General features: G+C 44.6%; 10 protein-coding genes. 8 read left to right on the top strand and 2 right to left on the bottom strand.

The window, feature by feature from the left end:
* Window positions 1–35: 35 nt before the first annotated feature.
* Window positions 36–278: an ATP synthase F1 subunit epsilon gene (gene atpC, locus QE357_RS05460; RefSeq protein WP_106636192.1), complete on the bottom strand. Its 243-nt coding sequence runs from the start codon at window positions 276–278 to the stop codon at window positions 36–38.
* A gap of 95 nt (window positions 279–373) precedes the next feature.
* On the bottom strand, window positions 374–1,891 hold the full coding sequence (atpD, locus tag QE357_RS05455; RefSeq protein ID WP_106636191.1) for a F0F1 ATP synthase subunit beta: 1,518 nt from the start codon (window positions 1,889–1,891) through the stop codon (window positions 374–376).
* Between the two features lie 176 nt (window positions 1,892–2,067).
* Between atpD and folP the strand changes: the two genes are divergently transcribed.
* The 8 genes from folP (at window position 2,068) to QE357_RS05415 (ending at window position 12,977) form a co-directional block, all read left to right on the top strand.
* A complete protein-coding gene (gene folP, locus QE357_RS05450) occupies window positions 2,068–2,928 on the top strand; it encodes a dihydropteroate synthase (protein ID WP_309706346.1) in 861 nt (286 codons plus the stop codon).
* Between the two features lie 93 nt (window positions 2,929–3,021).
* Window positions 3,022–3,843: an aminotransferase class IV gene (locus QE357_RS05445; protein WP_106636189.1), complete on the top strand. Its 822-nt coding sequence runs from the start codon at window positions 3,022–3,024 to the stop codon at window positions 3,841–3,843.
* Window positions 3,840–4,889 (top strand): M15 family metallopeptidase, encoded by a 1,050-nt coding sequence (locus QE357_RS05440; RefSeq protein ID WP_309706345.1) that lies wholly within the window; start codon window positions 3,840–3,842, stop codon window positions 4,887–4,889. The genes QE357_RS05445 and QE357_RS05440 overlap by 4 nt, the downstream gene beginning before the upstream one ends.
* A gap of 110 nt (window positions 4,890–4,999) precedes the next feature.
* Window positions 5,000–5,479 carry a peptidoglycan-binding protein LysM gene (gene lysM, locus QE357_RS05435; protein WP_106636188.1) on the top strand — a complete coding sequence of 160 codons (480 nt, stop codon included), beginning with the start codon at window positions 5,000–5,002 and terminating at the stop codon, window positions 5,477–5,479.
* 115 nt (window positions 5,480–5,594) lie between these two features.
* Window positions 5,595–6,761: a metallophosphoesterase gene (locus QE357_RS05430; RefSeq protein ID WP_309706344.1), complete on the top strand. Its 1,167-nt coding sequence runs from the start codon at window positions 5,595–5,597 to the stop codon at window positions 6,759–6,761.
* A 339-nt stretch (window positions 6,762–7,100) separates the two neighbouring features.
* Complete coding sequence (locus tag QE357_RS05425) at window positions 7,101–10,157, top strand: DEAD/DEAH box helicase family protein (protein WP_309706343.1); 3,057 nt, start codon at window positions 7,101–7,103, stop codon at window positions 10,155–10,157.
* A 5-nt stretch (window positions 10,158–10,162) separates the two neighbouring features.
* Window positions 10,163–11,782: a class I SAM-dependent DNA methyltransferase gene (locus QE357_RS05420; RefSeq protein ID WP_309706342.1), complete on the top strand. Its 1,620-nt coding sequence runs from the start codon at window positions 10,163–10,165 to the stop codon at window positions 11,780–11,782.
* The gene (locus QE357_RS05415) at window positions 11,775–12,977 is read left to right on the top strand and encodes a restriction endonuclease subunit S (protein WP_309706341.1); all 1,203 of its coding nucleotides are present in this window, start codon (window positions 11,775–11,777) and stop codon (window positions 12,975–12,977) included. Before QE357_RS05420 ends, QE357_RS05415 begins: the two co-directional genes overlap by 8 nt.
* Window positions 12,978–12,979: the final 2 nt, after the last annotated feature.

Below are 12,979 nucleotides of genomic sequence, written 5' to 3'. Positions count from 1 at the left end.
AGCTTACCTACGGGACTCGTCTTTTTTCTTAAGCGTTACAGAATGGCTTCTGCCAATACGAGGATTTTGTTGTTCAATACCTCTACGACACCGCCATCTACTGTATACGTCTTTTGTCCGTCTTTCGTCTCGACAACCACCGGACCTTTACCGATCGTACTCACTAAAGGAGCGTGGTTATTCAAAATCTGAAACGAACCCTGGGTGCCCGGAAAAGAAGCCGAAACCGCTTCACCAGCAAACACCTTTTTATCGGGAGTAATAATTTCGATGAACATGGTCAGTCTTCTGTTTATAGTTTTCCGTTTTCAGTTGGCTGTTTTCAGTTTACAATCTAATCAAGAACTGTAAACTAAAAACCGAAAACTGTAAACTATTTAGAAGCTTCGGCCAGTAATTTCTCGCCTTTTACTACTGCGTCTTCAATCGTACCTACGAGGTTAAAGGCTGCTTCAGGCAGGTGATCGTAATCACCAGCGATGATTTTGTTAAAGCCTTTAATCGTTTCTTCGATGGAAACGAATACCCCTTTCAGACCCGTAAACTGTTCAGCTACGTGGAAAGGTTGAGACAGGAAGCGTTGTACGCGACGAGCCCGTGATACCGTTTGCTTATCTTCTTCGGATAATTCGTCCAGACCAAGGATGGCGATGATATCCTGCAATTCGTTGTAGCGTTGCAGAATCATTTTCACGGCCATTGCACAGTTATAGTGAGCATCACCTAGTACTTCGGGGCTCAGGATACGGCTGGTAGAATCCAGAGGATCCACCGCAGGATAGATACCCAGCGAAGAAAGTTTACGGCTCAATACCGTAGTTGCATCCAAGTGAGCGAAAGTCGTCGCTGGAGCGGGGTCAGTTAAGTCATCCGCAGGTACGTAAACGGCCTGTACAGAAGTAATAGAACCACGCTTGGTTGACGTAATACGCTCCTGCATGGCACCCATTTCCGTAGCCAGCGTAGGTTGGTAACCTACCGCTGAAGGCATACGACCTAACAGAGCGGATACCTCAGAACCAGCCTGAGTAAAGCGGAAGATGTTATCGATAAAGAACAGGATATCGCGACCCTGACCTTCACCATCGCCATCACGGAAGTGTTCCGCTACGGTCAGACCTGAAAGGGCTACCCGTGCACGTGCTCCCGGAGGTTCGTTCATCTGTCCGAACACGAGCGTAGCTTTGGAATCTTTCAGAGATTCGTCGTCTACTTTAGACAGATCCCATCCGCCTGCTTCCATGGAATGGTTGAACGCTTCACCATACTTGATTACGCCTGACTCGATGAATTCGCGGAGAAGGTCATTTCCTTCACGCGTACGCTCACCAACACCAGCGAATACGGAAAGACCACCGTATACTTTCGCGATGTTGTTGATCAATTCCTGAATCAATACCGTTTTACCTACCCCGGCACCACCGAAAAGACCAATTTTACCCCCTTTTACGTAAGGAGCTAACAAGTCAATTACTTTAATACCTGTAAATAATACTTCGGTTGAAGTAGCCAGTTCATCGAACTTAGGAGCCGCCCGGTGAATAGAAAGGCTGCCTTCTCCACTGGGCTGTGACATACCGTCAATAGCCTCACCAACGACGTTGAACAGACGGCCACGAATGGCATCGCCTGAGGGCATGACAATGGTTTTACCATGGTGAAGTACCTCAATACCCCGATAGAGACCTTCGGTCGCGTCCATAGCGATCGCACGTACGCGGTCTTCGCCTAAGTGCTGCTGAACTTCCAGAATAACTTTCTGACCGTTGGATTTCGTTACTTCGAGGGCATCAAGGATAGCCGGCAGGGATGAACCTTCTTCTTCGAAACTCACGTCCACAACCGGTCCGATCACTTGGGTAATCTTACCTTTATTGACTGCGTTTGCCATTGAATATGAATAGTTACTGGGAGATTGCAAATTTTCCCGCAAAATTAGATTACGATTCGCGTAATCCCAAAGTCAATATTGGATATTTCCGCGAAAAAAACTGAATAACTATAATAAGGTACGTAGAATTGTATTCAAAGTTATCCTAAGGGCCTTTCTGAACGTATTTTTACCCCATGCAAGAACCTGTTTTTTCTTCTTTCGTTCCGACGACCCTTAACTGCCGGGGTCGATTAGTTTCGATTCAGACGCCCGTAGTGATGGGTATTATCAATATTACCCCCGATTCTTTCCACGCTGGAAATCGATTTGGCGATCCCGAAGGGATTCGACAAAGGGCCGAAAAAATGCTTTCCGAAGGGGCTACTTTTCTGGATATCGGTGGCTATTCTACCCGACCTGGAGCGGATGATGTGCCCGAAGAAGAAGAGATCCGACGGGTGTTACTGGCCGTGGAAACGATTCTCAAACATTTCCCGGATGCCTTGCTTTCCATTGATACGTTCCGGTCGAACGTAGCCCGCCGAGCTATCGAAGCCGGAGCATCCCTGATTAACGACGTTTCGGGTGGTTTGCTCGATGAAGCCATGTTTCAGACAGCCGCCGAGCTGCAAGTTCCTTACGTGCTGATGCACATGCGAGGCACTCCCCAAAACATGGCCAGCCTGAATCAGTACGAAAATCTGGTAACTGAAGTAATAGATGAGTTACTGGTTCGGGTAACTCTGGCTCGGGAAGCGGGCATTAAGGATATTATTCTGGATCCTGGTTTCGGCTTCGCGAAAAACGCCGATCAGAATTATGAGTTACTGGCTCAGGCGGAAGCTTTCGGCGTCTTTGGTTTACCCCTATTAATTGGGCTATCACGGAAAAGCATGGTCTGGAAAAAACTGGGAATTCCACCCTCCGAAGCTCTCAATGGAACGACGGTTCTGAATACCATCGCCTTGCAAAAAGGAGCAACTATTTTGCGGGTACACGATGTCCGGGAAGCCATGGAAACAATTCAGATTATGCAATGGCTAAATCGGTATTAATCGTTACTCACAAAACCCTGAAGGGGTTTATCAGGCTTCCCTCAGTTTATACACCAAAAGAATTATCTTTAGCCCCAATTATTTTCTTCTTTCATGGCAGCTACTTTTTTCCTTAATGGCGAATTTCTTCCCGAAGAACAAGCCAAGCTTAACATCACGGATTTAGGCCTGTTGCGGGCCTACGGAATCTTCGATTTTTTCCGGTGTATCGACGGGAAACCCATTTTTCAGGAAGATCACCTCGACCGCTTTAATCGTTCGGCGGAGCTAATGGGCTTGAACATTCCAGCCAGTCGCGAGCAGCTACGGGAAATCATTGCCGAGCTGATTCGCCTCAATCCTCATGCCTTATTAGGTCTGAAACTGGTACTGACGGGCGGGTATTCTCCCGATGGTTTTGCCCCCGCCGAGCAATCAAACTTTTTCGTAATTGCCAAGCCCTTTGAGTTTAAAGATCCCGAAAAAGGGCTGCACTTTATGAGCGTAGAACACCAGCGACAACTCGCCGAAGTAAAGTCACTGGATTACCTGCTTCCCATTTATTTATTGCGGAAGCAACGCGAAATGGGAGCCGACGACGTATTATACTATGAAAACGGTCTGATTACTGAATCTTCACGTTCCAATGTTTTTGTGGTCAAAGGCGATACCCTGATTACCCCAGCCGAGGGAATGTTACGCGGGATTACCCGGAAGCACATCCTGAATTTTGCTCAGCGTGAACTGAAAGTAGAAGAACGTGAAGTAACGCTCGAAGAGACTCTACAGGCGGATGAATTATTCACCACGGGTTCAACCAAACGCATTGTTCCGGTTACCAAAATTGATAATCGTCCCATTGGTTCAGGCCAGCCCGGTCCCATTACACGTCAGTTGTACGAGCGGTTTTTAACGTACGAAAAAGAAACGAATTGAAGCGATTTATTGGCCTATACCTGATTTGGGGAGCTATTTTTCAAGCCTGCGGGCAAGCTCCCCCAACCTTACCTTCCTGGCAGTCCAGCACCTGCGATAGTTCCCGGCAAGTAACTAGCCTGAGTTTATACGACCTCATTACGCCCGTCTATAAAACCGACAGTTTACGCGAGCAGACCCTGGGCGTGAGTCGCGTGCTGGCTTTTGTCAAAGACGAACCCGGCACTTTCCATTTTTTGGGTTCGCATCGTTCCGGCTCACCTACGGACTCTCTGCCTGCCCCTACGTCCCGACTGGATAGTATGCAGCGACACGCCTATTTTACGGCCATCACCGAGGACCCGCTGTACTTGTACAACCGCTGGGCCTGGCTACTGGATACCACCCGCCAGGCTTTTCTGGTTCGTCGCGACTCACTGGTGGATTCACTTCGGCGGCAATTGCCGAATTATGAAGTGAAGGTTATTTCTGATTTACGAAGTGCGGAGTTACAAACCAAACTGCTGGGACGAGGCCGCAGTATGGCTCCCATTTCCTTTCATCAGTTAGGGCTGGCGGCAGATTTAGGCTTCTTTCGGCATGGCAGACTCGTTCGTAACGCCGGACCTTACGAGGCTATTGGTGACCTAACCCCCTATTACCAGTTAATCTGGGGCGGAAATTTCGTGGGCTTTGTTGATCCGCCGCATTTTCAGCTATACCGAAATGCTGCCGCTTTCCTGAAAGACTTCCCTTTGTTACGCTTTGAATTTGAGCCTTTCTATGATCGTTACCTCCAACGCGTTCAGCAAAAAATCGAGGCAAACAAGGAATACGAGGTAGAAGATACCAAAGAGTTATTATCCACCCTCAATGAGTATCGAAGTCAGTTTCCCTGTCCCTGCCAGTCCATTGCGGTTATGGATACGACCAGGCTTCAATCGCCAAAAATAGCTACCCTTTCTGCTGATGATCTAGTCATTGTGGGTGATTTAAAGGAACAGCGTTTAAACATCTGGCGAGGAAGCCATTTACTAGTTTCTTACCGCCTTGGAATCTGGCGGTAATATGTTAAGATTTGAAAAATAATACTTAATTTTCCGCAGTTCTGTTTCTGGAATACTATTTTTCAGAAATCAGAACGGTAATAAAAATTCAACCTTAACACAGTAGTATCATGGGATTGATCTCATTCATGAAGGGAGTCGGCGAGAACCTCTTCGGCAGTAAAGAAGAAGAAACGAAAGTAGCTCAGGCAAAGCCCGAAGAAGTAGAACCGCTACGGGCTGGAGCTTTACTACAAAAAGTAAAAAGTCTGGGCTTGACTTACAAAAACTTAACCATCAAAACAGCCGGTTCTACGGTCGTGTTGGAAGGTGAAGTAGACAACCAGGAAGACGCCGAAAAAATTGCTTTGACGGTGGGTAATGTTACCGGAGTAGAGCAGGTAGACAACCGCATCCGGGTAACGGCTCCCAAGCCCGAAGCTCAGTATCACACCGTTGAAAAAGGCGATTCATTGTCAAAAATTGCGGGTAAATTCTACGGCGATGTCATGAAATACCCCATCATTTTTGAAGCAAACAAACCGATGCTGAAAGATCCTGATCTGATCTATCCTGGTCAGGTATTACGGATTCCACCGCTGGAAAGCTAGGATTATAACCTATTCAACAAAACGTCCCGTTTTTCTGAAACGGGACGTTTTGTTTTTAAACATCTTCTCAGATTTTGGGCTTTATTATACGGATTCATCTATTCCCCTACGGCCCATGCGTTCAACCAAACAATACGTTAATCTCAGTCATAATAAAGTTGAAAATCACCTCAAAACCTTACAAAACGAGTTTGAGGAAACGGTTACCCCTACGGATACGGTTACCTATAAACTACGTCAGTTTTTCTGGTCAAACTTCTTTGGCTTTGTATACCATTACTTCAAAAGTCGTTTCGGCAAACGCTATCCTTACCAGTCTTATCCGAAAGACGGCGATTCGGGGGTTTACCAAATCCCGGAAAACACGACCCTAGCTCTGCTTTCCGACTGGGCAACGGATACCGTTGAGTCGGATTTGGTGGGACGACTCGCGGCACGCTACAACACCGATTATACCCTGCACCTAGGCGATGTTTATTTTGTAGGAGCACCGAAGGAACTTCGGGCCAACTTCCTGAACCCCGATGCCTCCTGGCCCTGGGGAAAGAACGGAAGTCTGGCCCTGTCAGGTAACCATGAAATGTACTCCAACGGACGGGGTTATTTCGAAGAATTATTACCCCGCATGGGCGTTGATCAGGCGGGCGTACGGGTGAGTCAAAAGGCAGGTTTTTTCTGTCTGGAAAACGCACACTGGCGGATCATTGGACTAGATACGGGTTATACTTCCGTTCGGAATCCGATCATGGAAATCCTCAATCCACCGGATTGCCGCCTGAAAGACGTGCAGATCCAGTGGTTAAAAGAACAAGTCAAGCTCGGTGATCCGAACGATCCACGCGGGATTATTTTCTTAAGCCATCATCCCGTTTTCTCCGTATTCAGAAATGCCTTCCCCAAACCCGGCGAACAGCTTCGGAAAATACTGGGCAATGGAGACCGTCCGGTAGCCTGGATTTACGGACACGAACACCGAATGGTAATTTATCACACCCAGAATTTACCGAACAGCCTCACCGTTCACGGTCGTTGCATTGGTCACGGCGGTATGCCCGTGGAACTCAAAGCCCCCGAAACCCACGATCCGATTTACTTCATGGACGACCGCATCCGCGAGCGACTCCGCCGCCGAAATATTAGCTACAACGGCTTTGCCTATCTGGAATTAAAAGGCCCCAAAGCCCTCATGAAATACATCGACATGGAAGACACCATGATTTTCCAAGAAAGCTGGCGAGTGGAAAATGGGGCAGTGATTGTGGAACAGGCTGACGCTACGTAGAGACGCGTCTGATTTCTTGCCTACTTATTAAGGTGATATTCAGGGAAACGCTAGTAAGCTTTTAACCCTCCCTTTGTTGGTGGACGCTTCGCTAAACACCTAACGACGGCGAGAAAAGGCTATCAGAAAAATCTGACAGCTTTTTCTATTTAAACTTACTCTTCTCTATTAATCCTTTATTAGGTGAAAAATTTCACCTAATAAGATGTTTTGGACTTGGATTTGGAAACCAGTCCTTTGTATTTTTGAAGATTATCAGTGTCACTGAACAGTGATATCGGCAACAGGAAATGGTTCTGAAAGACATGTTGCGTATTACATAGAATTACCTTTTCTGCCATGGCATTTAATGAAGATTCGAGGGTAAAAATACCCGCCATCCTGCACTTGTGTAGAATGGGTTATACCTATATCCCTAAACGTCAGCAGAATAGACTAGAGGAGAATAATATCTTCCCTGAAATTTTCAAAAAAAGTATCGCTGCCATTAATGACATTTCCGAACATGAAGCGGAGGTGGAATTACAGGAACTTAGTATCAAGCTGCATTCAGACGACCTCGGACGGGACTTCTATCGTAGGCTGGTTAGCACGTCAGGGAAAAAGCTCATCGACTTTCAGAATTTTCATCGAAATACGTTTCATGTTACAACAGAGCTTACCTATAAAAACGGAGACGAAGAGTTTCGGCCAGACATTACCTTGTTGATCAATGGAATGCCTCTGGTATTTATTGAAGTAAAAAAGCCAAATAACCGGGAGGGGGTACTGGCCGAACGCAGCCGTATCAATACTCGATTTGCCTTAAAGGAGTTTACTACTTTTACGAATATTACCCAGTTGATGCTCTTCTCCAATAACATGGAGTACGAAGATGGCGTAACCGATCCGGTTATGGGAGCCTACTACGGAACACCATCTAAAACTGGGGTGCTTTTCAATTATTTCCGCGAAGAAGAAATTCTGAATTTAACTCATCTGCTGAAACCTGAAGACACAGAACTGGAAAATCTGGTGCTGAAGGATAACAATATAGTAGCAATCAAGCATACCGATGAGTTTAAGACCAATAAGCATTTTGACACCCCTACCAATCGTTTGCTGACTTCTCTCTTGAGTGGGGAGCGACTAGCGTTTTTCCTGCAATTTGGAATTGCCTACGTAGAAGATGATAAAGATGGAAAGCTGGAACTGCAGAAACACATCATGCGGTATCCGCAGTTGTTTGCAACGAAAGCCCTCGCTCAGAAGCTGGATGGTGGTACGAAGCAAGGGATTATCTGGCATACGCAAGGAAGCGGCAAAACCGCTTTGGCATTTTTCAATGTGAAGTTTCTGACCGATTATTTCCAGAAAAAGAATACAATCCCGAAATTTTACTTCATCGTCGATCGGCTGGATTTGGCTAACCAGGCTAAAAATGAGTTTCGTTCCAGAGGGTTATCCGTTCGGCTGGTCAACTCACGCGAAGAGTTTATCCGGGATATGAAGCGAGTTGGAGCGGTACAGAACCACTCGGGAGAAATGGAAATTTCGGTGGTAAATATTCAGAAATTTACTGAAGACACGAAAGTGCTGGAAGAGCTGGATTACGACCTGAATATCCAACGGGTGTATTTTATTGACGAAGCCCACCGAAGCTACAATCCAAAAGGCAGTTATCTGGTTAATCTCCTAAAATCTGATACGAAATCCATTCGAATTGCCCTGACTGGAACACCACTACTGAAAGAAGTGGCGAAAGACTACGATTCCAAAGCATTATTCGGCAATTATATCCATACGTATTATTACAACCGATCCATCGCCGATGGATACACGCTTCGACTCATACGGGAAGGCATTGATACGACGTACAAAATGCAAATGAAGGACGTCATTCAACAGATCAACATCCTTCAGGGGGAAATTTCCAAAAGCGAGATTTTTGCCCATCCCCGATTTGTGGAGCCGATGCTGGAGTACATCGTGAATGATCTGAAGACGTTCCGGAAAACAAATAACGATTATACGCTTGGCGGAATGGTCGTTTGCGACAGTGCCGATCAGGCAAAAGAACTCTTTGCCCAGTTTGAAGGTCGTCAGCGTTCCGAAGCGTCTTCCTTGCCAATGGCGGCTGAAGGAATCGAAGTATATGCCAGCAAACATGATTTAAAAGCCAGCCTGATTCTCCACGATGTTAATAGCAAAGACGACCGTGAGAAAGATATTAAGGCATTTAAACGTGGGGAGATTGATTTGCTCTTCGTTTATAATATGCTGTTGACGGGTTTCGATGCCAAGCGATTGAAGAAACTGTACCTGGCTCGCGTGGTAAAGAACCACAACCTGCTTCAAACGCTGACTCGGGTCAATCGTCCGTATAAAAATTATCGGTTCGGGTACGTGGTCGACTTCGCCGACATCACGAAAGAGTTTAGACTGACGAACCAGAATTATTTCGAAGAATTGCAGGGCGAATTGGGAGATGAATTCCAGAACTACTCCAATCTGTTTAAGTCTCCCGAAGAGATTACCAGCGATATCGAAGGTATTCAGGAAAAACTCTTTGACTTTGATACGCACAACGCCGAAAAGTTTCGGTTGCAGATCGACGAAATCAGGGATAAAAAGCAGTTGCTGGAACTGCAAAAAGTACTCACGCAAGCAAAGGAACTCCGTAATATCATTCGCCTACAAGGGCAGGATGAGTTACTGAAACTACTTGATTTCAATAAACTGAATCAGTTATTGGCAGAAGTACAGCGACGGCTGGATATTCTGAATCTGGTAGACGACCTGAATCAGCACGAAGAAACGTCAAACCTACTGAACCTGGCTTTAGAAGATATTTTCTTCCAGTTTACCAAAGTTTCGGAAGAGGAAATGATCCTGGCCGATCGTCTGCGAAATCAGCTTCGCAAAACTCGGGAGGAATTACAACGTAACTTTGATCCAAAAGACCCGGCTTTTATATCCCTGAAAGAAGAACTGGAACGTATTTTCCGAAACAAGAATCTCGATGAGGTTTCGCAGGAGGACATGCGGGAAAACATTGGTTTGCTGAACCGTATTTACGACGAAGTGAAAGAACTTAATCGTCAGAATGCCCTGCTGAAAGCGAAGTACGATGAGGACGAAAAATACGCCCGCGTACATAAACGGCTGATGACCGATTATAAAATTTCGGCTCCTAAAATGCAGGTTTACGATGCTCTGATGAGTACGAAAGCTCAGGTAGACGGCATTTTCCTGAACAATATCAATCTGTTGCAAAACGATGCGTATTTCAGGGATGAAGTGATGAGCATTGTGATTGACCAGTTCATTGATACCAAAAAGATTGATCTGGATTATAACACTACGGAATCCATCAATCACCTCATTGTGAAAGAATATTTACACCAATACAAATAGTACAGATGAGCGAAAGTGAATTTAAGAAGAAGACCAAAGTACTCATCGACGACCTGAAGAGTGTTTGTGCCAATTACGGTCTTGGCAATCATGCCAGTGAATTTGACATCATTACGCAGGTGTTTTTGTATAAATACCTGAACGATAAGTTTATATACGAAGCCAAACGGATTAATCCAGTACTGGCCGAAGCTGAAAACTTTCAGACCGCTTACGAAGCAATGCCCGAAAGCGAGCGGAAATTTTTGCTGGCTCGTATCGGCAACAAAGCGGCCCGTCTGCAACCCGAGCAACTGATTTCGTACCTGTACAATAACTCGAATCAGCCTGACTTTGCCGAGGCGTATTTCGATGGAACCCTACGGAGCATCAGTGCGGATAATGTGAACCTGTATTCCGTCAAATCAACGTCGGGTGCGAAGGACAAAATGTTCGATGACATCAGTCTGTATATTAAGGATTCGTCGGAACGGGATGCCTTCTGTCGGGCGTTAATTAATAAAGTCGTTGATACGAATTTTGAGCGGATGTTCTCGGAGAAATACGACTTCTTCGCCGAAATTTTTGAGTACCTCATTAAAGATTACAATAGTGACAGCGGCGGGAAATACGCCGAGTACTACACGCCCCACGCAGTAGCCCGTATCATGGCGGCTATTCTGGTGAACGAAACCGACGTGCATGGCGTGAAAGTGTATGATCCCAGTGCAGGGTCAGGCACGTTGCTGATGAACATTGCCCATGCCATTGGCGAAAAAAACTGTAGTATTTACTCGGAAGATATTTCGCAAAAGTCGGCGGGTATGCTGCGACTGAACCTGATTCTGAATAGCTTGTCGCATTCCATTCCGAATATTATCAAGGGGAATACCATTCTTCAGCCTTCCTATAGTCAGGAACGATTTGATTACATCGTATCGAATCCGCCCTTTAAGCTCGACTTCTCCGATTACCGTGAAGATCTGACCAAAGACAGTTTCAAAGACCGATTCTTTGCGGGTATCCCCAACGTACCCAAGGCTAAGAAAGAGAGCATGGCCATTTACCTGCTCTTCATCCAGCACATTATGTACAGCCTTTCCGAAAAAGGAAAAGCGGCGGTGGTGGTTCCTACGGGGTTCATCACGGCCCAGAGTGGCATTGAGCGGAGCATACGCGAGGCACTAGTGCAACGCGGCTGGCTGCGGGGCGTGGTGAGTATGCCCAGCAATATTTTTGCCAGTACGGGCACCAACGTATCCATTGTATTTATGGATAAAAATGCCGACAAAAATCAGGTGGTGCTGGTGGATGCATCTAAGCTGGGCGATACGGTCAAGGAAGGGAAAAACCAGCGAACCGTATTGACCCGAACGGAAGAAAACCAGATCATCGACGCCATGAACCAGAAACGGGCCATGGAAGATTTCTCGGTAGTGGTAAATGCGGAGCAAATTGAAGAAAAAAATTACAGTTTATCCGCCGGGCAATATTTTGATGTAAAGATTGAGTACGTTGAGATTACAGCGGATGAATTTGCGGAGAAAATGACTGATTTTGAAAATAATTTGTCGAAGTTTTTCAGAGAATCTAGTATACTAGAAGAAAATATTAAGAATACAATCAATAAGCTAAAATATGTCTGAGTTTACTTTATACAAATTTTGCAATTTATATGAAATGAGTTCTGGAATTTCGTCTACTCCTGAACAAGCTGGTCACGGCTTCCCATTTCTTTCCTTCAGTGTAGTCTTTAATAATTATTTTCTACCTAGTAAACTGCCCGATTTAATGAATACATCGGACAAAGAGAGAAAAAAATATTCAATTAAGGAAGGGGACATTTTTCTAACTAGAACAAGCGAAGTTTTAGATGAATTGGCAATGAGTTCTGTAGCCACTAAAGATTACGATAATGCTACTTATAGTGGTTTTTTAAAAAGGTTAAGACCTATTCAGAAAAATATTACATACCATAAGTTTATGGCATTTTATCTTCGAAGTAAATTCTTTAGAAAAACGATGGAGAATAATGCTATTATGACATTAAGAGCAAGTTTTAATGAGCAAATATTTTCTTATATAAATTTATTAATTCCTCCATTTAGTGAACAAAAAAAAATTGGAGACTTTCTATTTACAATACATCAAAAAATAGAATTAAACAACCGTATCAACACCGAACTAGAGCAAATGGCGAAAACGCTGTATGATTACTGGTTCGTACAGTTTGATTTTCCTAATGAAGAAGGAAAACCGTATCGTGCTTCTGGTGGTGAAATGGTTTATAATGAAGTACTAAAAAGAGAAATTCCGGCGGGTTGGGAAGTTGGAACATTAGAGGAAATTATAAACTTAGAATATGGTAAACCTTTAAAGGAAAGTGATAGATCTGGCAATGGCTTTCCTGTTATGGGATCAAATGGAATAGTAGGTTATCATGAAAAATTTCTTGTAAAAGGTCCTGGAATTGTTGTAGGAAGAAAAGGCTCTGCTGGAGAAATAACGTGGGTTAATAATAATTTTTTTCCAATTGATACTACCTATTATATCACAGATAAAAGAGGACTTGACTTTTTAGGTTTTCACTATTACTTATTAAAAAAAGTTAATCTTAAGAAAATAGAATCAAGTTCAGCGGTTCCAGGTTTGAATAGGAATGTTGTTTACTCAATAAAATCTGAGATTCCTATTCTTTCTATTGTACAGAGATTTTCTGAATTAGTAAAACCGTTTTTTGACAAGATTGCAATAAACGAGCAACAAAACCAGCAACTCGCCAGCCTCCGCGACTGGTTATTACCTATGTTAATGAACGGTCAAGTTACTGTCGGAGAATAAAC

It is taken from the genome of Siphonobacter sp. SORGH_AS_0500 (genome assembly GCF_031453245.1).
GTDB lineage: Bacteria > Bacteroidota > Bacteroidia > Cytophagales > Spirosomataceae > Siphonobacter.
This window is presented reverse-complemented; position numbering and strand designations above follow the sequence as displayed.